The sequence below is a fragment of the Kineococcus auxinigenes genome (assembly GCF_050871525.1).
In the GTDB taxonomy this organism is placed as follows: Bacteria; Actinomycetota; Actinomycetes; order Actinomycetales; family Kineococcaceae; genus Kineococcus.
Genome location: NZ_JBKBCT010000029.1, coordinates 1 through 24,817, shown reverse-complemented (window position 1 = coordinate 24,817; position 24,817 = coordinate 1). Strand labels below are relative to the sequence as shown.

The 24,817-nt window shown below is 76.4% G+C and carries 24 protein-coding genes and 1 tRNA gene; 12 read left to right on the top strand and 13 right to left on the bottom strand.

Features of this window, described 5'->3' with window-relative positions:
* The first annotated feature begins 196 nt into the window (after positions 1-196).
* Together ACRYR9_RS10100 and ACRYR9_RS10095 are read left to right on the top strand one after the other, a co-directional pair.
* Positions 197-1,621, top strand: a complete 1,425-nt coding sequence (locus tag ACRYR9_RS10100; protein WP_432494894.1) for a sugar transferase — start codon at positions 197-199, stop codon at positions 1,619-1,621.
* The gene (locus ACRYR9_RS10095; protein ID WP_432494896.1) at positions 1,618-2,787 is read left to right on the top strand and encodes a glycosyltransferase; all 1,170 of its coding nucleotides are present in this window, start codon (positions 1,618-1,620) and stop codon (positions 2,785-2,787) included. Before ACRYR9_RS10100 ends, ACRYR9_RS10095 begins: the two co-directional genes overlap by 4 nt.
* 22 nt (positions 2,788-2,809) lie before the next feature.
* Here the strand turns inward: ACRYR9_RS10095 and ACRYR9_RS10090 are convergent, their stop codons facing one another.
* Genes ACRYR9_RS10090 through ACRYR9_RS10070 form a run of 5 tightly spaced genes read right to left on the bottom strand, consistent with a single transcriptional unit; the run spans position 2,810 to position 9,167 of the window.
* On the bottom strand, positions 2,810-4,282 hold the full coding sequence (locus tag ACRYR9_RS10090) for a lipid II flippase MurJ (protein ID WP_432494898.1): 1,473 nt from the start codon (positions 4,280-4,282) through the stop codon (positions 2,810-2,812).
* A complete protein-coding gene (locus ACRYR9_RS10085; RefSeq protein ID WP_432494900.1) occupies positions 4,282-5,466 on the bottom strand; it encodes a glycosyltransferase family 4 protein in 1,185 nt (394 codons plus the stop codon). The genes ACRYR9_RS10090 and ACRYR9_RS10085 overlap by 1 nt, the downstream gene beginning before the upstream one ends.
* Positions 5,463-6,617 carry a glycosyltransferase gene (locus ACRYR9_RS10080; protein WP_432494902.1) on the bottom strand — a complete coding sequence of 385 codons (1,155 nt, stop codon included), beginning with the start codon at positions 6,615-6,617 and terminating at the stop codon, positions 5,463-5,465. Before ACRYR9_RS10080 ends, ACRYR9_RS10085 begins: the two co-directional genes overlap by 4 nt.
* Entirely contained in the window at positions 6,605-7,966 is a 1,362-nt protein-coding gene (locus ACRYR9_RS10075) for an O-antigen ligase family protein (protein WP_432494904.1), read from the bottom strand. Before ACRYR9_RS10075 ends, ACRYR9_RS10080 begins: the two co-directional genes overlap by 13 nt.
* Before the next feature lies 1 nt (position 7,967).
* Positions 7,968-9,167, bottom strand: coding sequence for a glycosyltransferase (locus ACRYR9_RS10070; protein WP_432494906.1), 1,200 nt, complete (start codon positions 9,165-9,167; stop codon positions 7,968-7,970).
* Positions 9,168-9,330: 163 nt separating this feature from the next.
* Between ACRYR9_RS10070 and ACRYR9_RS10065 the strand changes: the two genes are divergently transcribed.
* Together ACRYR9_RS10065 and ACRYR9_RS10060 are read left to right on the top strand one after the other, a co-directional pair.
* Positions 9,331-9,447: a DLW-39 family protein gene (locus ACRYR9_RS10065; protein ID WP_432494908.1), complete on the top strand. Its 117-nt coding sequence runs from the start codon at positions 9,331-9,333 to the stop codon at positions 9,445-9,447.
* A gap of 19 nt (positions 9,448-9,466) precedes the next feature.
* Positions 9,467-9,539, top strand: a tRNA-Ala gene (locus ACRYR9_RS10060).
* Positions 9,540-9,598: 59 nt separating this feature from the next.
* Here ACRYR9_RS10060 and ACRYR9_RS10055 read toward each other — a convergent pair.
* Positions 9,599-10,594 (bottom strand): hypothetical protein, encoded by a 996-nt coding sequence (locus tag ACRYR9_RS10055; protein WP_432509655.1) that lies wholly within the window; start codon positions 10,592-10,594, stop codon positions 9,599-9,601.
* 146 nt (positions 10,595-10,740) lie between these two features.
* Here ACRYR9_RS10055 and ACRYR9_RS10050 point away from each other — a divergent pair, with 146 nt between their 5' ends.
* Entirely contained in the window at positions 10,741-11,271 is a 531-nt protein-coding gene (locus ACRYR9_RS10050) for a peptidylprolyl isomerase (protein WP_432498446.1), read from the top strand.
* An 84-nt stretch (positions 11,272-11,355) separates the two neighbouring features.
* Positions 11,356-12,219: a rhomboid family intramembrane serine protease gene (locus ACRYR9_RS10045; protein WP_432498444.1), complete on the top strand. Its 864-nt coding sequence runs from the start codon at positions 11,356-11,358 to the stop codon at positions 12,217-12,219.
* Between the two features lie 270 nt (positions 12,220-12,489).
* Here the strand turns inward: ACRYR9_RS10045 and ACRYR9_RS10040 are convergent, their stop codons facing one another.
* Complete coding sequence (locus ACRYR9_RS10040; protein ID WP_432498441.1) at positions 12,490-12,822, bottom strand: cell division protein CrgA; 333 nt, start codon at positions 12,820-12,822, stop codon at positions 12,490-12,492.
* Positions 12,823-12,949: 127 nt separating this feature from the next.
* On the opposite strand from ACRYR9_RS10040, the gene ACRYR9_RS10035 reads away from it, so the two are divergent.
* The 4 genes from ACRYR9_RS10035 (at position 12,950) to ACRYR9_RS10020 (ending at position 16,223) form a co-directional block, all read left to right on the top strand.
* Entirely contained in the window at positions 12,950-13,690 is a 741-nt protein-coding gene (locus ACRYR9_RS10035) for a DUF881 domain-containing protein (RefSeq protein ID WP_432498439.1), read from the top strand.
* A complete protein-coding gene (locus ACRYR9_RS10030; protein ID WP_432498437.1) occupies positions 13,687-14,394 on the top strand; it encodes a class E sortase in 708 nt (235 codons plus the stop codon). The genes ACRYR9_RS10035 and ACRYR9_RS10030 overlap by 4 nt, the downstream gene beginning before the upstream one ends.
* Positions 14,395-14,408: 14 nt before the next feature.
* Entirely contained in the window at positions 14,409-14,567 is a 159-nt protein-coding gene (locus ACRYR9_RS10025) for a hypothetical protein (RefSeq protein ID WP_432498434.1), read from the top strand.
* A gap of 126 nt (positions 14,568-14,693) precedes the next feature.
* A complete protein-coding gene (locus ACRYR9_RS10020) occupies positions 14,694-16,223 on the top strand; it encodes an LCP family protein (RefSeq protein ID WP_432498431.1) in 1,530 nt (509 codons plus the stop codon).
* A gap of 54 nt (positions 16,224-16,277) precedes the next feature.
* Here ACRYR9_RS10020 and ACRYR9_RS10015 read toward each other — a convergent pair whose 3' ends face one another.
* Together ACRYR9_RS10015 and ACRYR9_RS10010 are read right to left on the bottom strand one after the other, a co-directional pair.
* Positions 16,278-16,817 carry a DUF2306 domain-containing protein gene (locus ACRYR9_RS10015; protein WP_432498429.1) on the bottom strand — a complete coding sequence of 180 codons (540 nt, stop codon included), beginning with the start codon at positions 16,815-16,817 and terminating at the stop codon, positions 16,278-16,280.
* Complete coding sequence (locus ACRYR9_RS10010; protein ID WP_432498426.1) at positions 16,814-17,284, bottom strand: MarR family winged helix-turn-helix transcriptional regulator; 471 nt, start codon at positions 17,282-17,284, stop codon at positions 16,814-16,816. The genes ACRYR9_RS10015 and ACRYR9_RS10010 overlap by 4 nt, the downstream gene beginning before the upstream one ends.
* Before the next feature lie 175 nt (positions 17,285-17,459).
* Between ACRYR9_RS10010 and ACRYR9_RS10005 the strand changes: the two genes are divergently transcribed.
* Entirely contained in the window at positions 17,460-17,645 is a 186-nt protein-coding gene (locus tag ACRYR9_RS10005) for a hypothetical protein (RefSeq protein ID WP_432498425.1), read from the top strand.
* Positions 17,646-17,666: 21 nt separating this feature from the next.
* Here ACRYR9_RS10005 and ACRYR9_RS10000 read toward each other — a convergent pair whose 3' ends face one another.
* From ACRYR9_RS10000 to ACRYR9_RS09990, 3 genes are all read right to left on the bottom strand, one after another.
* A complete protein-coding gene (locus ACRYR9_RS10000) occupies positions 17,667-18,941 on the bottom strand; it encodes a multidrug effflux MFS transporter (protein ID WP_432498423.1) in 1,275 nt (424 codons plus the stop codon).
* Positions 18,942-19,114: 173 nt separating this feature from the next.
* Entirely contained in the window at positions 19,115-19,921 is an 807-nt protein-coding gene (locus ACRYR9_RS09995; RefSeq protein WP_432498420.1) for an ABC transporter permease, read from the bottom strand.
* Positions 19,918-21,912, bottom strand: a complete 1,995-nt coding sequence (locus ACRYR9_RS09990) for an ABC transporter substrate-binding protein (protein ID WP_432498417.1) — start codon at positions 21,910-21,912, stop codon at positions 19,918-19,920. The genes ACRYR9_RS09995 and ACRYR9_RS09990 overlap by 4 nt, the downstream gene beginning before the upstream one ends.
* 61 nt (positions 21,913-21,973) lie before the next feature.
* Between ACRYR9_RS09990 and ACRYR9_RS09985 the strand changes: the two genes are divergently transcribed.
* Entirely contained in the window at positions 21,974-23,059 is a 1,086-nt protein-coding gene (locus ACRYR9_RS09985; RefSeq protein WP_432498414.1) for an acyl-CoA dehydrogenase family protein, read from the top strand.
* A 120-nt stretch (positions 23,060-23,179) separates the two neighbouring features.
* On the opposite strand, the gene ACRYR9_RS09980 is transcribed toward ACRYR9_RS09985, so the two are convergent.
* Positions 23,180-24,418 carry an MFS transporter gene (locus ACRYR9_RS09980; RefSeq protein WP_432498411.1) on the bottom strand — a complete coding sequence of 413 codons (1,239 nt, stop codon included), beginning with the start codon at positions 24,416-24,418 and terminating at the stop codon, positions 23,180-23,182.
* Between the last annotated feature and the right edge of the window lie 399 nt (positions 24,419-24,817).

Genomic DNA, 24,817 nt, shown 5'->3' with positions numbered 1-24,817 from the left:
CTCCTCGCTGCTCCTGGGGTTCGGGCGGGGTGGGGCCGGCACCCGGTGGTGCGGACGAGCGTCAATCGGCGTCGCGGCGGAGGACCTGAACCGGGTTCCGCACCGCCTCCGGCTCAAGTCGACACGCCGTCCGGCCGACGGAACCTCGAGGACCCCGAGCTGTGTGGTAATACCCCGACGCACCTGGAGCACCGACGTGACGCTGACCGGAGAGCCGACGGCGGCAGCCCGCCCACCGGTCCCCGGGCAGCCGTGCCCGGTGTCGGGCAACGCCCGCCACCCGCGCTCACGGCTGACCGCCCTGCTGGTGGCCGTGGACGCCGGCTGCGTGCTGGTCGTCCTGCTGGCGGACCTGTTCCTGCCCGGGCTCGCCGACGGGCTGCAGCACCGGGGCCTGGCCGTGTTCGGCGTGTTCCTGCTGGTCGTGCACGCCTTCACCGGCCTGTACCGGCCCCGGCTGGAACCCAGCGCCCTGGACGACCTGCCGCTGCTGCTGGCCGCGGCCGTCGCCGCGCTGGGGGCGACCTCCCTCGCCGACGTGCTGCTGGGGGCCGGGCTCGTGGACGGGCCGCTGCTGCGGTTCGCCGCGGCTCAGACCGCGCTCGTCGTCGCGGCCCGCGCCGGTGCGTACGTGCTCGTGCAGGCGGTGCGCCGCAGCGGACGGGTGGGCAGGCGCACCCTCGTCGTCGGTTGCGGTGGGCTGGGGGCGCAGCTGGTGGGCGTCCTGGCGCGCCGGGAGCACGGCCTGCTGCCCGTCGGCTTCGTGGACGACGAACCGCGCCTGCCCCCGTGCTCCCGGCCGCTGCCGGTGCTCGGCCGGATCGCCGACCTGCCGCGCCTGGTCCGCGAGCACGAGGCCTCCGTCGTGATCATCGGGTACTCCAACGTGCCCGAGCCCGTCGTCGTGGACGTCCTGCGCGCCTGCCACGGGCTCGACGTGGAGATCCTCGCGGTCCCGCGCTACTGGCAGGTCGTCAGCACCCACAGGCTGGTGCAGGTGGTGCGAGGGGTTCCGCTGGTGCGGATGCGGCGCCCGGCGTTCCGGGCGCCGTCGTGGCGCTTCAAGCGGGTCGTGGACGTGGTGGCCTCCGCCGCGGGCCTGGTCCTGCTGAGCCCGTTGCTGGGGCTGTGCGCCCTGGCGGTGCGCTTGGACGGCGGATCGGGTGTGCTGTTCCGCCAGGAGCGGGTGGGTCTGGCCGGCCGCCGCTTCGAGCTGCTGAAGTTCCGCAGCGTGCGCGCCACGGCGGAGGAGAGCGCCACCCGGTGGAGCGTCGCCGACGACGGCCTGCCCCCGCTGGGCCGCTGGATGCGCCGGCTGTCCCTGGACGAGCTGCCGCAGCTGTGGAACGTGCTGCGCGGCGACATGTCCCTGGTGGGCCCCAGGCCGGAGCGGCCGTACTTCGTGGAGCGCTTCGGGGCCGAGCACGAGGAGTACCTGTGGCGCCACCGGGTCCCCTGCGGGATCACCGGCTGGGCGCAGGTCAACGGGCTGCGCGGTGACACCTCCATCGCCGACCGGGCCCGCTACGACAACCACTACGTGGAGAACTGGTCGCTGTGGCTGGACGTGAAGATCCTGCTGCGCACGGTCGGGCAGGTCGTCGCGGCCGCCGGCCGGTGAGCGCGTCCGACCCCCTCGTCCTGGTGCTGGGCACCGCGGACTGGGACGCCGCCGTCGCCACCAACCAGCACCGCGCCGTCGCGGCGTTCGCACGGCGCTGGCCGGTCGTGTTCGCCGAGGGCACCGGCACGCGCCGGCTGCGGCCCGGCGACGCGCGGCGGGTGCTGCGGCGGTCGCTGCCCGGAGCGCTGCGGGTGACCTCGCCGCGCGCGCCCCGGCCCGTCCCGGCGGGCGCGCAGGTCCTCTCACCGCGGCTCGTCCCGCACCACGGGCCCTCGACGCGGGTGCTGAACGACCGTCTGCTGCACCGGCAGGTGCGCAGGTGGGCCGAGCACCCCGGCCCGCGGGTGCTGTGGACGTACACGCCCTTCGCGTACGGCCTGCCCGCCCTCGCCGACGCCACGGCCTACCACCTGGTGGACCTGCTGCACGAGAACCCCGGCGTGCACCGCGAGCGCCTGCTGGCGGCCGAGCGGTGTCTGGCGCCGGCGGCCGGCCTGGCGGTCGCCACCAGTGCAGCGATCTCCGCGCACCTGCACCAGCAGGGCTTCGAGCGCGTGGTGCGACTGCCCAACGTCGCCGACGTGGGCCTGTTCGCGGCCGCCGCGGCCAGGCGGACGGCGCCGCGGGAGCCGGTGGCCGTGTTCGCCGGGACGCTGGCCGCGCACAAGGTGGACCTGGAGCTGCTGGCGGCGCTGGCACGGCGCCTGCGGGGCACCGCTCGCGTGCGCCTGGTCGGCCCCGTGGCGCCGGGCACGACGGCGCACCCGGCGTGGCGCGCGCTGCTGGCCGAGGGTGCCGAGGTGGTGGGACCGCTCGGCCCCCGGGAACTGGCGGCGGAGCTGGCCTCGGCCGGTGTCGGGCTGGTGCCGTACCGGCTGACGCCGCTCACGGAGGGGATCAGCCCCTTGAAGACGTACGAGTACCTCGCCGCCGGCTTGCCGGTGGTGAGCACGGCACTGCCCGCGGTGCCCGCGCTGCCCGGCGCGGTGTGGACCGAGGACGGCACCGGCCCGTTCACCGGCCGGGTCCTGGACCTGCTGACGGCGCCTGCGGCCGAGCGGGACGAGCGCGCGCTGCGCTGCGGGCGGGCGGCGGCCGGTCACGACTGGGCCTCGCGCGGCGCAGAGCTGCGCGCAGCGGTGGAGGACCTGCTCGCCCGCTGACACCGGGCGGGCCCCGAGCCCTTCAGGAGCGGCGCAGCACCTGCGCGAGCGCGCGGCGCAGCGCCGGCACGCACGCCACGTGCAGCCCCCACACCACCAGTGCCGCCGCCGAGCCGAGCGCCAGACCCGCCCACGTCCCCGGCACCGCCGCCCCCACCAGCGCCGCCGCGAGCGCCGCGAGCAGCGCCCCGGGCGCGCACAGCACCGAGCACCGCACCAGCACCGCCCCCACCCCCAGCGCCCGGGCCGCCAGCGCGGTGGTGACCACGGCACCCGCCGACACGGCCACCCCCAGCGCCACCGGCCCCAGCACCCTCGGCAGGGTCAGGTCCACGGTCAGCGTCACCGCCAGCCCGGCGGCCAGGGCGGTGACGGCCGCGCGGTTGCGGTCGCGCGCGTTCAACGCCTTCACCAGCACGTAGGACAGCGCCTGCGCCCAGAACCCGACGGCGAAGCCGGTGAGCACCTGCCCGGAGGTCGCGACCGCCGCCGCGTCGAACGCGCCGCGCCCGTACAGCGCGCGCACCACCCCGCCGGCGTCCACCGCCAGCACCGCCGACAGCGGCACCACCACGACGAGCACACCCGGCACCAGCCGTTCCAGGCGCTCGCGGGTGGCGGCCGCGCTCAGGCCGGGCAGCACCGCCAGGCCGGCCAGGCCCAGCGGCACCGCCAGCAGGCTCACTCCCGTGGTGGCGACGAAGCGGGCGTAGTCGACGGCGGCGACCACGCCGTCGCCCAGCAGGGAGGCCACGACCCGTTCCGCCACCACTGACGCCTGCAGCACCACAGGCAGGAGCAGCAGGGGACGCACCCGTCGCCACAGCGGTGCCAGGGCGGCGCGCGCGTCGTGCCGGTCCCACGGCGTCGGCGGCAGCACCCCGCGGCGGCGCAGCGAGCGGTGCGCCCACGCGTGCAGGGCGACGTAGGCGGCGGGGAACCCCCACGCCAGCGCCACGGGCGCCGAGAGCCACCAGGCCACCGCCAGCCCCGCGACCATCCCGGCGTTCTGGACGGTGGCACGGGCGCTGGAGAGGCGGAACGAGCCGTGCGAGGCCTCGAGGTAGCTGAGGAGGGCGAACTGCAGGTAGCTGGGCACGCCGAGCGCGCTGACGCGCAGGAACGAGGTGGCCGTGGCGGCGGTGGCCCCGTCCAGGCCGGGGGCCAGCAGGTCCACGACGGGGCCGGCGAGCAGGAGCAGCGCGACGGTCACGACCAGCGCCAGCGCCAGCAGCAGCGCGCGCAGCGCGTGGAACAGCGCGGCGGCGCGAGCGGGGTCGCGGCGTCGCAGCTCGGCGTGCACCGGCAGGAACCCGGCGCTGAGGGCGTCGGCGGTGAACAGGTCGACGGGCACGAGCGTGGCGGTCTGGGCGACCCGGGCGGCCACGGCGGGCGCACCGGTGCCGTAGGCGGCGGCCAGCAGCACCTCGCGCACGAGACCGAGGAGCTTGCCGGCCAGCCCGCCCCAGAAGAGGCGCTGCACGGCGGAGCGCATCACTCGCCCCGCAGCGCCCGCTCGTACTCGCGCGCCACCCGCCGCAGCTCGCAGCGGGCCGGCAACAGGCTCCCCCCGGTGCGGCCGCGGTCGAGGACGTCCCCGACCGCGGCCGCCAGCGCCCGCTCGTCGGCCACGTCGACGCGCGTCACGGCGCTGCCGGCGTCCTCCGTGCCGGCGGTGCCCAGGGGGACCAGCGCCGGGGTGCCGCAGGCCAGGGACTCCAGCACCGTCATCGTCAAGCCCACCTCGCGCCACGCGGAGGTCAGCAGGGAGGCGTCGGCCGCGGCGCACAGCGACGCCAGCCGATCCCGCGGCACGGAACCGGTGAAGCGCACCTTGGCACCGACGCCGAGCTCCGCGGCCAGGGCGCGCAACCGTCCCTCGTCGTCGCCGCCGCCGGCGACGAGCAGGTGCGGGTCCAGGTCGGGGCGGGTGCGCGTCAGCGACCGCAACCCCCGCAGCGCCCGGTCCACCCGCTTCTGCGGGTGCAGGCGGCCCGCGACGAGCAGGAGACGCGCCGGAGCAGGTACGCCGAGCTCGCGCCGGACCGCGGCCGCCGCGGCCGGGTCGGGGCGGAAGACCGACGTGTCGACGCCGTTGGCGACGGTGCGCACCGGCGGCATCCGCACCAGCCCGCCCAGCGGCGGGGAGGTCAGCGACGCCGCCACGGCCGGCCCGACCGCCACCACCGCGTCGAAGCGGCGGTAGGTGCGGGCGTCGCGCAGCAGCGCCCGCGCGTTGCGGACGGCGGACAGCGCGGTGAGCGCGGACCCGCTGCCCAGCTTGGAGGTCAGCTCCGCCACGGACGTCCCGTGCGCCTGCAGGACGAACCGGGGGCGGGGGGCACCGGCGGGTGCGGTCACGTCCAGGCAGGAGAACGCCCCCGCGCTGACGGACAGCACCCCCGTCACCGACCCGGTGCGCAGCAGCTCCTCCAGCGCGCGTCGGGAGGAGCTCCACCAGGCGCGCGAGTAGCGCCCCGGCGCCGTGCCCGGCAGCGCCCGCACGTCCACTCCGTCCAGCGCCCACGCCGCCGGGCGGCCCGGGACCGCCGTGGTGATCACGGTGACGGCGGAGCCGCCGGCGGCCAGGGCGTGCGAGACGTCCCAGGCGACGGACTCCATGCCGCCGGCCGCGTGCAGCGGCAGCCCGCGGGTGAGCACGACGAGGCCGCCGCTCACCGCCGCCCACCCCCCGCGCCGCGGGCGGCCAGCACCCCGTCGAGCAGGTCCTCCAGCCGACGGGTCTGACGGGCCGCGTCGAAGGAGCGCGCCACGTGCTCGCGCCCCGCCGCGCCCGTGCGGCGGGCCAGGGCGGGGTCGTCCAGCAGCCGGACCAGCGCCCCGGCCAGCGCGCCGGGGTCCGCCTCGGGCACCAGCAGGCCGGTGACACCGTCGACGACGGCGGAGGGGATGCCCCCGTGGGCGGTGGCGACGACGGGGCGGCCGAGGGCACCGGCCTCCAGCAGCACCTGCCCCAGGCCCTCCTGGTCGCCGGAGGGTGCCGTCACGCTCGGCAGGCACAGCACGCTCGCGGCGGCGACGTGCGCCAGGACGTCCGGGTTGCCCAGCACCCCGGTGAACGTCACCCGGCCGGAGATGCCCAGCTCGCGGGTGAGCCGCTCCAGCGTGCCGCGCAGCGGGCCGTCGCCGACGCACACCAGCCGCACGTCGCTGCCGCGCGCGGCCAGCAGGGCCACGGCGCGCAGGAGGTGCTCGGTGCCCTTCTTCGGCACCAGCCGGGCGACGTGCACGACGGTGCGGCCGTCCCCGGCGTGCGCCGCGGCGGGGACCTTGCCCAGGTCCAGGCCGAGGTGGTGCGTGAGCGTGCGGTCGGCGGGGAAGCCGCGCGCCAGGAGCCGGTCGCGCAGGTGCCCGGACACGGGCAGGAACAGGTCGCCGTGCCGGGCGAGGCCCGGCAGCCGTCGCACGTACGTCACCCACGACGCGCGGCGCGCCCGCAGCAGCGCCACGCGGGTGCAGGTGGCGTCGAAGCCGTGGAACACCGTGGCCAGGGGCACCCCGGCGCGCCTGGCGCTGGGCAGCGCGTACGAGCCCTCCACGCCGAAGTGCGCCAGGACGACGTCGGCGCGCACCTCGCGCAGCACCCGGGTCAGCGGCCAGGACAGCGCCCCCGCGGCGTACCCGGCGGTGATCCGCGGCCCCCACCGCTGCGCCAGGGTGACGACGGGCAGGCCCGGGTCGGCGTCCGCGGGCAGCGGGTCGCGCCCCACGAGGACCGGCTCGTAGCGGGTGAAGCCGCGCGCCTGCTCCAGCACGAACGGCTCGGAGGCCACCGCCAGCTGGTGGCGCAGCACCGCTACGCGGGGCACGCCGACCCCCGCACGGCCACGTCCGCCACCGGCGAGGTCGTCGGCGTCGCGTCCCGGCGAGCGGTGACGACGCCCAGCAGCAGCGCCAGCAGGATCATCGACTTGGCCTCCCCGTAGACCGCGGTGTTGTCGCCCATGCCGTGCACCAGCACCCACAGCCACGCCCCCAGCGCGAAGCCCGCGGTGCGGGCCAGGGGGGAACCGGCCCGGCGCACGACCACGGTCACCAGCCGGTGCAGGACCGTGACGGCGAGCAGGAGCAGGAGCAGCACCCCGGCCACGCCGGTGGCCGCCCACGCGGCGATCAGGAGGTTGTGCGGGGGCAGCGCGTCCACGCCGAGGTGGGCGTACAGCTCCATCGTCCGCGCCCACCCGCCGTGCCCCAGGCCCAGCAGCAGGTGGTCCCGGAACATCTGCAGCGCCGCGTCCCACATCGGGGCGCGGCTGGCCAGGCTCTCGGTGGAGGCGTCCGCGTAGGCGGGCACGTAGCGCGCCAGCAGGCGGGGCAGCAGCCAGGCTCCGCAGGCGACGAGGACGGCGGCCTGCGGCAGGAACCAGCGGGCCGCGGGGCGTCCCAGCACGTGCACGGCCCGCACCGCCACGGGCAGCAGCAGCGCCAGCGCGGCGGCGGTCTTCGAGCCGGTCGCGAAGGTGGCCGACCAGGTCACCAGCGCACCCAGCAGGTACCGGCGCCTGTGCCGGTCCACGCTCAGGGCCAGGAACGCGAACGTGGCGACCCCGAGGAACATGGAGGCGACGTTGGCGTTGACGAAGAACCCGCCGGCCTTGGCGGGGTCCACGACGTTGTTGGCGCCCTCGCCCCAGAACGCCGCCATGGTGTCCGGGCCGGCGACGAGGACGGCCAGCGGTGAGCGCAAGAACGCCGTCTCGAGCGCGGGGGAGAGCCGGAAGGCCCACACCAGCGCCGCCGCCAGCAGCGTCCAGGCGAGCACGACCTCCAGCGGCCCGCGCGCCCCCCGCGGGTCCTCGCGCTCGACCCGCACCACGTGCAGGTACAGGAACGCGAAGGACGCCAGCCGTGCCGCCTCCAGGACCCCGACGAGCGGCTCGGGCGACCAGACGACGGCGGCGACCTGCACGACGGCCAGGGCCAGCACCGCCCGCAGCACCGGGTCCCCCAGCGGGAGGCTCTTGCGCTCGAGCAGCCAGCACAGCGCCGCGAGGATCACCCAGCACTGGCTCAGCGGCAGGGAGAGCGCCCCCAGCGGCCCGGCGAACACCTGCGGCACCGCGAGGAAGGCGGCCACCAGCAGGCGGGTGCGGTCACCGGCGGTCAGGCACACCAGCACACCCGTGGCGGCCAGCGCCGCCCCGAGGAGGAGCTCCACGTCAGCGCCCCCCGCTGTGGGAGGCGACCCACGCCCGGACCCGCTCGCGGAACCGCTCCGGGCCGAAGTCCCGCGCCCGCAGGGTGCACGCGGCGGGGGAGCACGCCTCGGCGCGGGCGAGCGCCTCGGCGTAGGCGGCGGGGGAGTGCTCGGGCACCAGGGCACCGGTCACGCCGTCCACGACCGTCTCGGCGGCACCGCCGCGGGCCGGTGCCACGACCGGGGTGCCGGCCGCCATGGCCTCCACCGGCACGATGCCGAAGTCCTCGAAGGTGGGGAACACCAGGGCGCTCGCACGACGCAGGAGCTCACGCACCTGCGCGTCCGCCGGGCGCTCCACGACGAGCACGGGCACGGACGCCGCCGCGGCCCGCTCGCGCAGGACCGCGGCCAGCGGCCCGGCACCGGCGAGGACGGCGGGCCGCCCCAGCCGCTCGGCGACGTCGACGACGAGGAGGTGGTTCTTGTAGGGCACCCAGCGGCCCAGGGCGAGCAGGTAGCCGTCCGGCAGCCGCAGCTCGTCGCGGTCCCCGGTGGCCGGCGCGAAGCGGTCGACGTCCACCGGGGGGTGCACGACGGTGGCCTCGCGGCCCCAGAAGCGCTCGACGCGCCGCGCCACCTCGGCGCTGTTGGTGGCCACGCCGCTCAGGCGGGCGGCCGCGCGGCGGTCCACGCCGGCCAGCAGGTGCCGGGCGGGTGCCAGCAGCGGCGAGGTGCCGCGCCCGTCCAGCTCGGGGCTCCACACGTACCGGGCGGGGGTGTGCACGTACGCCAGGTGGGTGCCACCGGGCCGCGCGAGGCGGTTGCTGGTGGCGAAGGCGTGGTGGGAGGTGACCACCAGGTCGTAGTCGCCGCGCCCCAGTGCCCGCCACGCCAGCGGCATCAGCGGCAGGGTCAGGGCACGGCGCTCGCGCGTGGCGCCCCGGTCCAGGGCGGTGGTGCGCAGGGGTCTGCCGCCGAGGTCCAGCTGCACGCCGGGGGCGCTGCTGAGGGCGTACAGGTCCGCGTCGGGCCAGGTGCCCGCCAGGGCCTCGAAGACCTGCTCGGCCCCGGCGCGCGCGCCGACCCACTCGTGCACCACCGCGGTGCGCACGCCCGGCCCGTCCGGGACCGCGGTCGCGGGCGCGTGCCCGGGCGCCGCGCCGACGGGCCTGCCGGGACGGTGCGGGGTGCGGGGCGGTGCGGGCTGCGGTGTGCTCATGGTCCTCTGCGTCGCGTCGCGTCGGGTCGGGTCGTGCACCTCCCGGTCGGCGCGGGCGGTGCGGACCTGAGCGCCGCGGTGCAGCGGCCTCGCGGGCCCGGGGCCGGCAGCGGGCCCCGTGCTAGCCTTCGTGGCCGTCCTGGAACCGCTGTGGAGGTCACGCGTGAAGAAGCTCCTGCTGGTGGCCGCTGTCGCGGGCGCCGCTCTGGCGTGGCGCAGCAAGGCGTCGGCGAAGGCCGAGCGCGACCTCTGGGCGGAGGCCACCGACACCGTGCGCTGAGCACGGTCCGGCCCCACCGGGGGGCGTGGCGCAATTGGTAGCGCACCTGCTTTGCAAGCAGGGGGTTAGGGGTTCGAGTCCCCTCGCCTCCACCCCGGCAGCACGAAGGCCCCCACCCGACGGGTGGGGGCCTTCGTCGTGCCGGGGACGCTCAGGCCAGCTTCTCGCCGCCCTCGGTGTCGTCGGCGTCGGGGACGTCCTCGACGGGTGCCGTGGCCTCCTCGAAGTTCTTCACCGCGTTCGACGGCGGCTCCTCCGGCAGGTCGGCCACCGGTGCCCCGGTGCCCGCCCCGGCGCTCGTGCTGCCGGCCGCCGGAGCGCCGGACGCCGCCGGTGCGGCGGGCGCGTCCGGCACGGGCGCCGGGGTGGCCGTGGGCTTGTTGCTGGGCGCCGCGGGCGTCCAGGCGGCACCCGGGGCGGCCCACGGGTCCTCCTGCTTGCGGCTGCGGACCGCGCTGAACGCCGCGGCACCCGCGCCGGCCAGGGCCAGCACCAGCAGCAGCTTGCGGCCCCCGCGGGACTTCTTCGCCTTCTTCACCGTCGCCTCCCCCTTCAGCACCGCCAGCGCGTCGGCGCTGCGCTCGCGGGCCACCTTCGTGCCGTCGGCGGCGCCCTTGGCGGCCGCGGTCCCCTTGGCGGCCGCGGCGGTGGCCGCGGTCGCGGCGGTGGCCTTGGCGCTCTTGGCGGCCGCAGCCGTGGCGGTCCCGGCCGCGGCGGTGGCCGCCGTGACCGCGGGGGCGGCGGCCGTCACCGCGGCGTCGGCCGCCGTGCGGGCGGTGTCGGCGGCCTCCTGCACGGCTTCGACCACGCGGGGCAGCAGCTCGTCGAGCTTCTCCCGGGCCGTCTCCACGGCGGGGCCCACCCGCTGCGTGGCGGTCTCCACGTGGGGGGTGGCCCAGGTGCGGGCGCTGTCCACGTGGGGGGTGGCCCACGTGCGGGCGGTCTCCACGTGCGGGGTCGCCCAGGTGCGGGCGCTCTCCACGTGCGGGGTGGCCCACGTGCGGGCCGTCTCGACGTGCGGGGTGGCCCACGTCCTGGCGCTCTCCACGGCGGGGGCGACCTTCTCGGTCAGGGCCTTCTCCGCGAGGGCCGTGCCCTGCTCGCGGACCTGCACCAGCTTGCCGGCCCGGTTCTTGGTCAGGGACATCCGTTCCTCCTCCGTCTGCGTTCGTCTCGCCGGGGGCAACGCCCCGGGGCGCGGGTGCGTGCCCGACCCGGCGATCAGCACCCCCCATCCCACCGCAGCGGAGCCGTCCGCGCCAGCGTGCGGTGGCCCCGGGACCCCGTGCGACGATGAGCCGCATGCGCGCGACCATGCACACCAACCACGGCGACATCCGCATCGAGCTGTTCGAGAACCACGCCCCGAAGACGGTGGCGAACTTCGTCGGGCTCGCCGAGGGCACCAAGGAGTGGAAGGACCCCTCCACCGGTGAGTCGAAGACCGAGCCGTTCTACGACGGGCTGACCTTCCACCGCATCATCGACGGCTTCATGATCCAGGGCGGCGACCCGCGCGGCGACGGCCGCGGCGGCCCGGGCTACCAGTTCGACGACGAGATCCACCCGGACCTGCGCTTCGACAAGAAGTACCTGCTGGCCATGGCCAACGCCGGCAAGGTCGCCGGTCACGGCACCAACGGCTCGCAGTTCTTCATCACCGTGGCCACCACGCCGCACCTGAACGGCCGCCACACCATCTTCGGCGAGGTCGCCGACGACGACAGCCGCCGCGTCGTGGACGCCATCGCCAACGTCCCCACCGGCCCGGCCGACGCCCCCCGCGAGGCGGTCGTCATCACCGGCGTCGACATCGAGCGCTGACCCCCGCCGGACCCGGACCCCGGTGGTGTTCCGCCGAGCGCGGAACGCGCGAACGCTGAGGGCTCGCGGAGCGTTGGACGCACCGTGAGCGACGCCGCGAACGAGACCTCCACCGAGGTCCCCGTCTGCCCCCGGCACCCCGACCGCGAGTCGTGGGTGCGCTGCCAGCGCTGCGGGCGGCCCGCCTGCCCGCAGTGCCAGCGCCCCGCCGCGGTCGGGGTGCAGTGCGTGGACTGCGTCGCGGAGGGCAACCGCTCGGTGCGGCAGGCGCGCACGACCTTCGGCGGCGCGGTCCGCGGCCGCGACACCCTCGTGACGAAGGCCGTGGTGGTGGTGTGCGTGGCGATGTTCGCCGCGCGCTACGTCCTGCCCGCGGACGTCTACTACTACCTGCCGCTGGTCAACGACGCCGGCTACGCCAACAGCTTCGGCGCCGGCACCTGGTGGCAGCCGCTGACGTCGGCGTTCCTGCACGCCTCGCTGCTGCACCTGCTGTTCAACACGTACGCGCTGTGGCTGACGGGGACCTACCTGGAGCCGCTGCTGGGGCGGGCCCGCTTCGCGGCCCTGTACGTGCTCTCGGCGCTGGGCGGCGCGGTGGGCGCGCTGCTGCTGCCGCTGACGGCGAACACCAGCCTGGTGGGCGCCTCGGGTGCCGTGTTCGGGTTGTTCGGTGCGCTGGTCGTCGTCAACCGAGACCTGGGCCGGCAGACCGGCCAGGTGGTGGCCCTGGTGGCGATCAACTTCGTGCTGGGCCTGGTGATCAGCGGGGTGTCGTGGCAGGCGCACCTGGGCGGCCTGGTGACGGGCCTGGTCGTCGCGAGCCTGCTGGTGCGCACCCGGCGCCGCGGGGCGGGCGTGCAGTGGGGGGCGGTGGCGGCGGTGGCGGCGGTGGGCGCCGTGGTGCTGTGCCTGCTGGCCTACGCGGGCGCCCGCACGGTGGTCTGAGCCCTTCCGGAGCCCGCCTCGTCGTCCACAGGCCCCCTGCCCGGTTGTGGGAACAGGCGGTCACCATCCACGTGCTGTGGGTTCCGCTGTGGACGGGAGAGGCTCTTTCCCACAGTCATCCACAGGCTGTGGACGAAGCGGTGGACAAAGTCTGTGGATGACCGGCCCGCCGTCCCCCGTCCGTCCCCCGGTCGGTCCACACCCTCGACCGGGGTTGTCCACAGCCCGGCCGGGCGAGCCGGTGCCCGCGGCGGCGTCAGCGCGTGGGCGTCAGCGCCAGCGCGTGGTCATGGCGAAGCCCACGAGCACCAGGCCGAAGCCGGCGACGAGGTTCCAGTTGCCCCAGCCGGGCACCGGGTACTGCGCGCTGGACAGGTAGAAGACGACGATCCACAGCAGGCCGAGGACCATCAGCGCCACCATGAGCACGATCCACCAGCGCGGCGTGAGCCGGTTGCGCGCCTTGATGGCGCGGTCGGTGTCGTCGCCGGCGTCCGCGCCGCGGCGGCGACGGCGCTTGGGCGCCTCGGCGTCCCCCGTGGCCCCGGCGCCCTCCACCGCCGTCTCCTCGTCGTGCTTCCGCTCGTGGCGCGACTTGGACACGTCAACCTCCGGGTCTGGACGGGTGGTGCGCGACCGCACGGGTCGCACGGTTAGCGTAGTGCGATCAGGCATCGCTGACCGTCGCGCCGTGAGCGCGCCGGGTGAGCGGAACGGGGGAGGGGGCGGCGTGCGCGCACGACGGCTGCGCTCGGTGGGCGCGCGCACCGCCGTCGCCGGGGTGTTCGCGCTGGCCGGCCTGCTCTTCGCGACCAGCGCCCTGACCTCCCGCGGCACCGACCTGCGCTCGGACACCGCCGACCTGGGGGCGCTCGTCGCCGAGCGCTCCCGGCTGAACGAGCAGCGAGCCGCCCGGGTGGGCGAGCTGCGGGCCGAGGTGGACGCGCTCAGCGGTGCCGTCGCCGCCGCCGGGGGCGCCGCCGGCAGCGACCCGCTGAGCGACCCCGCCCTCGGCATCGCCTCCGGAGCGCTGCCGGTCACCGGTCCCGGTCTGACGGTCACCCTCGACGACGCCCCCGACCACGTCCGTCCGGCCACCGCGAGCCCGGACGACCTCGTCGTGCACCAGCAGGACGTCGAGGCCGTCGTCAACGCCCTGTGGGCCGGTGGCGCCGAGGCCATGACGATCGTGGACCAGCGCGTGGTGTCCACGTCCGCCGTGCGGTGCGTGGGCAACGTGCTCGTCCTGCAGGGGCGCACCTACTCGCCGCCCTACGCGATCTCCGCGATCGGCGACCCCGCCGCGCTGCGCGCCGCCCTGGCCGCCAGCCCGCAGATCGACGTGTACCAGCAGTACGTGGACGCCTACGGGCTCGGCTGGTCCGTGCAGGCGCACGAGGAGCCCGACGCCCTGGTGCTGCCCGCCTTCGACGGCCCCACCGGGTTCACCGCCGCCCGGGTCGACGCGTGATCCGCCGGGCCGTCGGCGTCCTCGGCGAACTGCTGGTGACCGCGGGCGTGCTGACCCTGCTGTTCGTGGTGTGGCAGCTGCACTGGACCGACCTGACCAGCGAGCGCGCCCAGGCAGCCGCCGTCGACGCCCTGCAGCAGCAGTGGGACGCGGCGCCGGCGACGACCCCGGCCCCCACGGCGAGCGCGGCACCGGCGGCGCCCGCCGTCCCGGACGTCGACCAGAGCCCGCCCACCGGCGACGCCTTCGCGATCGTGTACGTGCCCCGCTTCGGCAGCGACTACGCCGTGCCCGTCGTGGAGGGCATCGGTGCGGAGGAGCTGGAGGACGGCATCGGCCACTACCCCGGCACCGCGGTGCCCGGCGGGGTGGGCAACTTCGCGATCGCCGGGCACCGCGTCACCTACGGCAAGCCCTTCCACCGCGTCGCGGAGCTGCAGGAGGGGGACGCGGTCGTCGTCGCCACCGCTGAGCGCTGGTACACGTACCGGGTGCGGCGCCACCGGATCGTCACCCCGCAGCAGGTGGAGATCATCGCGCCGGTGCCGGACCGGCCGGGCGAGCAGCCCACCGAGGCGTGGCTGACGATGACGGCCTGCCACCCGATGTACTCCGCGCGCGAGCGGTACATCGTGTACGCGCAGCTGGAGTCGTCGCAGGACCGGTCCGCCGGGCCGCCGGCGTCGCTGGCCGCGGTCGGCTGAGGGAGGGGGACGTCGTGTACGGGTGGTGGTGGCGCACCCTGCCGGGCCCGTGGTGGGTGCGGCTGGTCCTGAGCCTGCTCGCCGTGGCGGGCGTGGTGCTGCTCTGCTTCACCGTCGTCTTCCCCGCCGTCGCCGAGCACCTGGCCGTCAACGACGCCACGGTCGGCGGCTGAGCGCCCTCCCGGCGCCACGTCGTCGCAGAGGTGCGCCGAGCACCCGTGTGAAGACGTGGCGCACACGCCGCGTGAGCACGGCGATCGGGACCGCGACGGTCCGGTGCTCCCCGTACCGTTGGACGCGTGCCCACCACCACCGGCCCCACCCCGCCGCGCGCCGACGTGCCCGGCGCGGGGCTGCGCCCGCGGGGCCGGCACGCCAGCCACGCGCACCGCACGGCGTGGCGGGTGCTGCGCGTGGCCGCGGTGGCCCTCGTCGCCCTGGCGCTGGCCGCCGGCGCGGGCGGCGTGTACGCCTACCAGCGGCTGACGGGCAACATCACCGCCCAGGACGTCAGCGGCCTGCTGGGGCAGCGCCCCGACGACGGGGCCGGCGCGGACGACACCTCCCCGGTGAACATCCTCGTGATGGGCAGCGACACCCGCGCCCTGGCCGACGGCACCGGCGGCGCCTACGGCGGTGTGGAGGCCGACCCGGGTGCCCGCTCGGACACCACGGTCCTCGTGCACCTGGCCGGAGACCGGCAGAGCGCCACCCTGGTGAGCATCCCCCGCGACTCCATGGTGCAGATCCCCGCCTGCACGGCTCCCGACGGCAGCACCGTCGAGGCTCACCTCGACATCTTCAACTCGGCGTTCTCCGAGGGCGGGGCGGCCTGCACCATCAAGACGGTGGAGGCGCTCACCGGCGTCTACGTCCACCACTACGCGGTCGTGGACTTCAGCGGCTTCCGCTCCATGATCGACGCCCTGGGCGGGGTGACGATCTGCACCCCGGAGGACATCGACAGCGAGAAGGCCAACCTGCACCTGGAGGCCGGCACCCACCAGGTCGACGGTGAGACGGCCCTGGCGTACGCCCGGGTGCGCTACGGCATCGGCGACGGCTCCGACCTGTCCCGCATCGAGCGCCAGCAGGCGCTGATGTCCTCCATCGTGCAGAAGATCACCAGTTCGCAGATGCTGTTGCGCCCGGACCGGCTGTACTCCTTCATGGACGCGGCGACCGAGTCGGTGACCACCGACCCGGAGCTGGCCGAGGTGAGCCAGCTGGTGGACCTGGCGCAGAGCCTGCGGGGCCTGCCCGCCGGCGGCGTGCGCTTCGTCACCGTCCCCACCGAGCCCTACCCGCCGAACGAGGCGCGCGTGCAGTGGACGGCGGCCGCCGACGAGCTGTGGCAGCGCATCCGCACGGACACCGCGGGGGAGACCGCCCCCGCGCCCGCAGCCACGACGGACCCGTCGGCGAGCTCGGAGCTGCTGGTGGCGCCGGGCGACGTGTCGGTGCGGGTGCTGAACACCGGTGCGCCCGCCGGCGCGGCCGCGGCGGTCGCCGACGCGCTGGCCGGGGTGGGTTTCGCGGTGGCCGGCACCGGCGACGGCGAGGCGAGCGACCCGGCGGTGCCGGTGCTGGTGCGTCACGGGCCGGACCGCGCCGACAGCGCGCGGACCGTGGCGGCCGCGTTCGGCGGGGCGGCCACGCGGGTGGACGAGAGCCTGGGAGGCACCGTGGTGGTGGAGGTGTCCTCCGCGTCCTACGCCGTCACCGACGTGCGGGCCCGCGTCACCGGCGCCGCTCCCGCGGCGAGCGCCCCGGCGTCCCCGGAGCCCACCATCACCGCCCGCGTCGCCACCGACGACATCTGCGCCTGACCCGCCACCCGGCTGTCGGGCGGGTGCGCCCCGGCCTCGACGCCGGGCTGCGCCTCACCGGTCGGCACCCCGCAGCTCCCGCCGGGGGTGGTCGCCTCGTGCGCCGGGGGCCGGCCGGCTGCCGGGCCGGTGCCGGCCGCTCGCGCCGGCCAGGGCGATGAGCCCCGCGGTGGTGGCCGCGGTGGCGCCGGCCGCGGCCAGCGCGCCCAGCGGCTCGGTGACGACGAAGGTGGGGATGGCCCGGTCCGGTACCGCGACCGCGCCGAGGAAGGCGCCGACGAGCCCGTAGTAGCTGCCGCGCATGTTCGCCCGGTGCGCGCGCACGTCGTGGCGGCGGGCGGCGCGGACGCCCAGGACGAGGCTGACCAGGGTCACGACCGACAGCACGTGCAGCAGGCTGAGCCGGCCCTCGCGCAGGTCGCGGACGGCGAAGGAGCTCGTGGCGACGAAGGTCATGCCGGTCACCCAGCACCAGCCGGCCGCGCGGTGCGCGCCGTCGCCCTTGGTGCGGCGCAGCAGGACGTGCGCGCCCAGTCCCAGGCAGATCAGGGCGCTGGCGGCGTGGGCGGCCAGCAGCAGGGTCCATCCGGTCACGGCCGTGCCTCTCCAGGTGATCCGTCGTCGGAGTCGTGCGGGGCGGCGTCGGGGGAGCCGTCCAGGGCGGCCAGCAGGCGCCGGGTGTGCGCGGCGTACTCGGCGTAGGGCACGCCGCTGCGGGTGACGAGGTCGGCGAAGCGCCCCTCCAGCAACCGCCGGCAGGCCTCGACGCGCTCGCGGCCCGCTGCTGTCAGCGCCAGGCGCCGGCGGTTGCCGCCGCCCGCCTCGGCGGTGGCCTCGAGCAGCCCCGCCTCGGTGAGGACGGCGACCATCCGGCTGGTCGAGGGTTCCGTGATGCCCAGGCGCTCGGCCAGCACCCGCTGGGTCGGCGCGCCCTCACCGACGAGCAGCAGGGCGAGGAAGCGGCGGTAGGGCAGGTGCAGCTCCGCGCGCAGGATGCGGTCGGCCGCGCGGTCCAGCCGTGCGGTCAGCAGGTGCAGGTCGAAGGTGAGGGCGTCGGGCACCACCCCAGCATTGCGCTTCTAAGTTAGAAGGACAAGTGGGGTTGGTGTCGACCGGTCGACGAGGTTCCGCTCGGGGGCGCGGCGGCCCCGGACCTGAGCGGGTGCCTCCGGAGCGAGCGCCGGCGATCTGTGTGACCCTGGCAGCACCAGACCGTCGGAGCCGCCGGGAGGCGCAGTGGTCGTCGCAACGCTCATCACCACGGCTGTCGTCGTCGTCGCCCTGATCGCCGTGCTGGTCGTTCGCGACCGCGGACGCGACCGGTCCGCGCCGCGACCGCCCGAGCGCGGGGACTGGGACCAGGCGCTGTCGACCGGTGTCCCCGGCTACCACCGCGAGCAGGGCGGGCCCGGCGGGCACTGACGGTGCCGAGGGCCGGCCCCCTCAGTGGCCGGTGGCGACGGCGGAGCCGCCTTCGCCCACGAGCTGCCAGGGCCGCACGAGGAGCAGCAGCACGGCGGTGCCGAGCGCCAGGGCGGTGAGGATCACGACGCCCATGGCGCGCGCGTCGTTGCCGAGCAGGCCCACCAGGGGGGAGACCAGCGCGCCGACGCCGAACTGCACGGCTCCCAGCAGCGCGGCGGCCGCACCGGCGGCCTCGCCGTGCCGGGACAGGGCCAGCGCCGGTGCGTTCGGCAGGGCCAGGCCGGTGCAGAACAGGACCGCCCACAGCGGTGCCACCACCCCGGCCAGGCCACCGGTGCCCGTGGTGGACAGCACCAGCAGCACCGCGCCGGCGAGCAGGCCGCCGAGGGTGCCGGCCAGGAGCACCTGGGAGGGCGCGAAGCGGCGCAGGGCCAGCGGGTTGAGCTGGGTGGCGGCGATCAGCCAGAAGGCGCCGGCGCCGAAGAGGAGCCCGAACTGCTGCTGGTCCAGGCCGAACTCCCCCTGGTACACGAACGAGGCGCCGGCCACGTAGCTGAACAGGGCGGCCATGGTCAGCCCGGCCACCAGGACCAGGCCGAGGTAGGTGCGGTCGTGCAGCAGCGCGCTGTAGGTCCGCACGGTGGCGCCCAGGCGCAGGGGGCGGCGCCGCGCGGGCGGCAGGGTCTCGCGCAGCGCCCGCGAGCCGGCCGCCAGCAGCAGGAGCCCGTAGAGGCCGAGCAGGGCGAAGATCCCGCGCCAGGAGGTGAACCGCAGCACCTCGCCCCCGATGGTCGGGGCGAGCACGGGGGCGGCGCCCATCACCAGGAACAGCCGGGAGAGCATCGTGGCCGCCGCGCGCCCGTCGAACAGGTCGCGCACGATCGCCAGGGCGATGACGGCGCCGGCCGCCGTGCCCACGCCCTGCAGCACGCGCAGCACGCCGAGGACGGCGATGTTCGGCGCCAGCAGCACGAGCAGCGAGGCGACCACGTGCAGGGCGGTCCCGGCCAGCAGCGGTCGCCGCCGACCCAGCGCGTCGGAGAGCGGGCCGATCACGAGCTGGCCCAGCGCCAGGCCGACCAGGGTGCCGGTCAGGGTCAGCTGCACCGCGGCCTCGGTCGTCTCGAGCTGCGTGACGATCGTGGGCAGGGCCGGCAGGTACATGTCGATGGTCAGCGGACCGACGGCGACGAAGGCCCCGAGCACCAGGGCGGTGCGCCCCGTGCTCGGGCGGGACGGCCGGCCGGGGCTGCTCGCGCCGGAGGCGGGTGGGAGGTCCGTGCGCGAAGTCATGTGGGGTCTTCCGTCGCGGGGCTGGGGCAGCCGGTCGCGCAGGAAGCCCGTGGCTCCCCGTCCACGCGGCGAGGACGACAACCGGCGCGCGACCCCGATCCATTCCCGCCTCGCCACCGGCAGCCCCTGACGTCGTCCCGTGCCGCGCCGCCGACCGGTCTCGCCGCGGGCGGTCAGGAGCCGTCGCCGGTGGCGGCTGGTGGTTGCAGCAGGCGGTCGAGGAGGAAGCCGGTCGCGCCGATGAGCACGATGGTGGCTGCCAGCTGCGGGTAGTCGAGCTGGTCGCGGGCGTTGAGGACGGCGTACCCGAGTCCGGAGTCGACCCCGAGCATCTCCGCGGGCACCAGGACGACCCAGCCGATCCCCAGTGCTAGGCGCAGGGCGGCGAGCACGTGCGGGCGCAGGGCGGGCAGCACCACCGTGCCGAGCGCTTCGAGGCGGCTGGCGCCGAGCGAGCGGACGACCTGCAGGGCGGCCGGGTCCAGACCCCGGACCGCGTGGGCCGTGGTGAGGGTCATCGGCCAGATCGCGGCGAGGGCGACGAGGGCGATCACGGGGGCGTCGCCGACGCCGAGCAGGACGATGGCCAGCGGAGCCCACGCCAGCGGTGAGGTCGTGCGCAGCACGGCGACCAGCGGGGCGGTGGCGTGCTCGAGCAGGCGGCGAGATCCCAGGAGCAGGCCCAGGGGGATGCCGGCGGCGGCGGCCAGCAGCAGGCCGAGCAGCAGGCGGCGCAGGCTGGCGGCGGCGTTCACGGCGGTGGAGCGCTGGTGGAGCAGGTCCCACAGCGCCGCGGCGGTCGCTGCCGGGCCCATCCGGCCCAGCACGGGGTTGTCGCGGGCGAGGACGTCGCACACCAGCCACCACACGACGACGGCGGTGAGCACGGCCGCGAGGCGTGTCGGCAGGGCGGACCCGCGCGGGGTGGCGGCCGGCGTCGCGCCGCTGCGTCGCTGGTCCTGACTGCGCGGGGTGGTCACGGCAGCACGACCTCGGTGCGCTCGGGGCCGGGTGATCCGAAGGCGTCGAAGCCGCCGTTGGACCGGATCGCGTCCAGGACCAGGTCGTCGCGCACCAGCTGCCCGTGCACGCTCTCCGGGTCCAGGCCGTCGAGCCACGTGGTGTCGCCCACCACGGCGGTCTCCTTCATGGCGCGCACGAGCTGCGCGGTGTAGGAGGGGTAGGGGTAGGGCTGGAAGCCGATGCGGCGCTGCTGCCACTGCGGGTGCTGGATCGCTCCGTTCCGCGCGTAGACGGCGTCTTGGTCGGTGGAGAGCGTCCGCTCCAGCGCGGGCAGCGGCTGGGGCAGGTACCCGCCGACGGAGAGGGTCTGGGCCGCGCCCAGGCGCTGATCGCGCAGTCGGCGCTGTGCGGCGACGAGGGCCTGGACGGCGGCGCCCGCCGCACCGGGCCGTTCGTCCAGCAGCCGCTGGTGCACGACCGTCACGCAGCAGGCGTGGTCCTTCCAGACGTCGCCGGTGAAGCGCAGGACCTTGCCGATGCCCTGGACCTCGGCGGCGGCGTTGAACGGTTCGGCGACGATGAAGCCGGCCACCTGGCCGGCGGCCAGGGCGGGCGGCATGTCCGAGGGCGCCATCAGGACGAGCTTGACCGTCCCCGCACCGGCGGAGGCCTCGCCCTGCAGGACCGGGGTCAGGCCCGAGGCCCGCAGCAGCTGCTGCAGCACGATGTTGTGGATCGAGTGCCAGAACGGCACCGCCACCGTGGCGCCGGCGAGCTGGGCGATCGAGTCGACGTCGGAGCGCACCGTCAGGGCCGAGCCGTTGACGTGGTTCCACAGCAGGACCCGCACCGGCACTCCCGCGCCGTGGCGGAGCTGGACCGCCAGGGGCATGAGCATGTGCACGACGTCGACGGTGCCGCTCTGCAGGGCCTCGGCGAGGTCCGGCCAGGAGCGGAACAGCACCGGGCGCGGGACGTCCAGGCCGGCTGCGGAGAAGTCGCCGTCGGCGTGCGCGAGCAGCAGGGGGGCGGCGTCGGTGATGGGCAGGTAGCCCACCCGCAGCGGCCCGCCGCCGACCGCGGGCCGCTGCCCGCGCGCGGGCGCTGCGGGTGGTGGGCCCGTGACCGCAGCTGCGACGAAGGGCGTGGCCAGCAGCGCCGCGGAGCCGGCGACCCGCAGCACCCGCCGGCGGTCCACCGGACCGGCACCGGCTGCTCGTGGCGGCCCGTCCGGTGCCCGCTCGCCGTCGTCCGCGGCGAGGTCGCGGACGTCGCGGTCAGCCGGGAACCGGGCGAGCAGAGCGCGGTGGGCGCTGCCGTCGGCGAGGCCGGTGCGGTCGAGCACGGGGCTGGGGACGACGTCGATCGGGCCGGGCCGGGTGCTCAGGAGCCCGACGCGGTCCCCGAGCAGGAGCGCCTCGTCGAGGTCGTGGGTCACCAGGACGGTCGCCGGGCCGCGTCGCCGGTGCAGGGCGAGCAGCCAGTCCTGCAGGTCGCGCCGGGTGACGGGGTCCAGCGCCCCGAACGGCTCGTCCAGGAGCAGCAGGTCGGGCTCGATGACGATCGCCCGGGCCAGCGCGACCCGCTGGGCCTGGCCGCCGGACAGCTGGGAGGGGAACCGGCCGGCCAGGTCCGCGATGCCCAGGTCGTCGAGCAGCCGCGCGACCCGCTCGCCGTGCGGGTGGCGGCGGGGCCAGCGGCCGCCGTTGCGCCGGTAGGCCAGGCCGAGGGCGACGTTGCCCGCCACCGTGCGCCAGGGCAGCAGGTGCGGGTGCTGCGAGACGAGGCCGGTGGTCCCGCGCCCGCCCTCGGGACGGAGGACCGTCCCGGTGTCCGGCCGGCGCAGGCCGGCGAGGACCTGCAGCAGCGTCGACTTCCCCGCTCCCGACGGTCCGACGAGCGCGAGCAGCTCACCGGGGCGGACCTGCAGGTCGACGTCGTGCAGCACCTGCCGCTCCCCGAAGCGCACCCCGACGCCGGTCAGTGCGATGGCTGCTCGTCGGTCCACGACGCCGATGCCTACCACGACCGCCCGGGGCGTCAGCGGTGCGCACCGGCAGGATGGGCCCGTGACACCGGCCTCTCCCACCACCACCGCTGAGCTGGTGCAGGCGCACGAGCGCTTCACCGCGACGGCGGCCGCCGTGGACGCCGGCACGCAGGACGTTCGCGAGGGACTGCGGTGGCTCGGCGACCGGGGGCTGCTGCGGCCGGTGGGCGACCGCACCGCGCGCGTCGGCCGGGCCGTGCGCCTGCTGCGCGCGGTCGCTGCCGCCAGTCTCGCGGACGCCTTCGTCGCCTGGTCGCAGACGATGGTCGTGGAGTACCTCACCTGCTGCCCGCCGGAGCCGGAGCTGGTGGACGTCCTGGCCGACCTGGGCGCGGGGGTGCTGCCGGGTGCCACCGCGCTGGCGCCCGCGATCGCCGACGCCGGCGGCGGCGCCCCCGTTCCCGTCGTCGCCGAGCGGGCGGCGGACGGCTGGACCCTCACCGGGCCGGTCCCGTGGGCTTCCAACCTGTTCCCCGACGCCGTCGTCGTCGTCCCTGCACGCACCGACGACGGTGGGCGCCTGGTCGCCGCGCTGCGGCTCGGTGCTCCCGGCGTCCACGTCGCGCCCGCGGCGCCGCTGCTGGCGCTGAACGCCACCGGCACGAGCAGCATCGACCTCGACAGCACCCCGGTCACCGCCGGTGCCGTGCTCACCCGGGACCTGCCCGCCTTCGTCGGCCTGTGCCGGCCCACGATGCTGCTGACCCAGGCCGCGCTGGCGCTGGGCGTCGCCGACGGCGCGATCGCCTCCACCGCCGAAGCCTCGGCGGCGGCCCGGAGCGGGCCGGTCGCCGGAGTGCTGGGTGAGGAGCACCGCGCGCTGGAAGCGCACCGCGACGCCGTTGCCGACGAGCTGGCAGCGCTGGCCGCCGGCCTCGACGCCGCTGAGCCGACGGCCTTCGCCTTCGCGCGCATCGACGCTCTGCGCCTCGCAGCTCGCGCGGTCGAGCTGGAGGGGCTGGCCCGTGGCGGGACGGGCTTCCAGGCGGGCAGTGCGATCAGCCGCCGGCGACGCGAAGCCGCGTTCCTGCCGCTGCAGGCACCGACCCTCCTGCAGCTGCGCGCAGCCGTCGCTGCTCAGGGGCAGCGCCGCGACCGGTTCTGAAGCAGCGGGGGTGCCCGAGCACGTCGTGGGCGGGGTGAACGGTGCGGTGATCGGGGCCGGAGGGGTTTCGACCGGTCCAGGACGGGGCGGTGCGTGACCGGTCGGTCCCCGCGGCCGTCCTCACCGACCGGCGACCGGGGCCTCCGCCTCCTGCTGCTTCGACGGGTCGGCGGGTCGGTGCCGCACCGCGATGACGACGAGGGCGAGGGCGACGGGGACGGCCGCCAGCAGGGCGAGGGTGTCCACGCCTGCGCGGGTGATGACCTGTCCGCCGACGAAGGCACCGAGGGCGATGCCCGCGTTGCTGGCGGCGTTGACGACCGCCGCGCTGGTGTCGGGTGAGGTGCGCGAGGCGCGGACCGCGGCGCTCATGAAGAAGCCCGGCATGCCGGCGTAGGCCGCGCCCCACAGCGGCAGCACGAGCACCGTCGCCCACGTGCGGCCGGTGGCAGCGGCCAGCAGCACCAGGGCCAGCAGCAGCACCGCGGTGAAGCCGGTGAGCCCCGCGCGGGGGCGGTGGTCCGCGAGGCGGCCGGCGCCCCAGATCCCCAGCAGACCGGCGACCCCGAACAGCAGCAGCGCCGGGCCGATGCCGGCCCGGGTCAGGCCGGCGTCCAGCAGGAGCGGGGAGACGTAGGTGTACAGGGTGGAGTGGCCGAGCATCAGGAGCAGGACGAACCCCGCGATCACGCCGAGCCCGGAGCGGGCCCGGTTCCGCCGCTGCTCCGCGGGCCCGGCGGCTGCGGGCCCGGCGAGCCCGTGCCGGGTGGTTGTGGGCGCAGCGGGCAGCGCCGGCAGGACGACGGGTGTGGCCAGCACCAGCAGGACCGCTGCAGCGGCCAGGGCCGTGAAGGCGGTGCGCCAGCCGAGCAGGCTGCCCAGCCAGGTGCCCAGGGGCACGCCCAGGACGAAGGCGGCGGTGCCGCCGGCGAGGACGAGGGAGACCGCCCGGCCCGTGAGACGGGCCGGGGCCAGGCGGGTGGCGTAGCCGGTGACCACCGAGAACAGCACCGCGTGCGCCAGCCCTCCCAGCGTCCGCGCGGCGATCAGGGCGGGCAGCGCGCTCGAGGACGCCATCGCCGCGTTGCTCACCGCGTAGGCGGCCAGGCACCCGAGCAGGAGGCGACGGCGCGGCCATCGGGCCGTGAGGATCGTGAGGGGGACGGCGGCCACCGCGACCACGACCGCGTAGGCGCTGACGACGCCGGCCACTGCGGAACGGCTCACCGCGAGGTCGTCGGCCATCACCGCGAGCAGTCCCGCCGGCAGCATCTCGCCGGTCACGGCGAGCAGGACGGTGCCGCACAGCAGGAGCAGACGGCCCCGCAGGCGCCAGCCGAAGCCTGGGACGGGAGCCATCCGTTCGACGCTACTGGAGTGGACCCGGCAGGAACTGCGTGAGAACGGGCACCGTGAGCAGGGGCTGCGTGATCACGTCGCAGTTCCGCGAGCTTCGCAGGGAGCATCCGCTCGCCGAAGCGGCTGCAGCGCCCGGTCGTCCAGCTCTGCACCCTGAGCTGCGAGCCGTGTGGTGGAGTCCGCCGCGAGAGCGGGCGTTCACCGGCACGAACGAAGGATCGTCAAGCCCAGTGCGGCGCTGCGCTGCGAGAGATCGCCGTCGCAGAAGTGACGGCGGTCTCAACCGGTCAACGCACCGCCCTTCTTTGATCATGGCGGGGTGGGTGTGGAGGTGGGGCCGGTGCAGACCTTCGGGTTGAGTCCGCAGCAGCAGGACCAGGTGTGGGTGCGCTGGCGTGC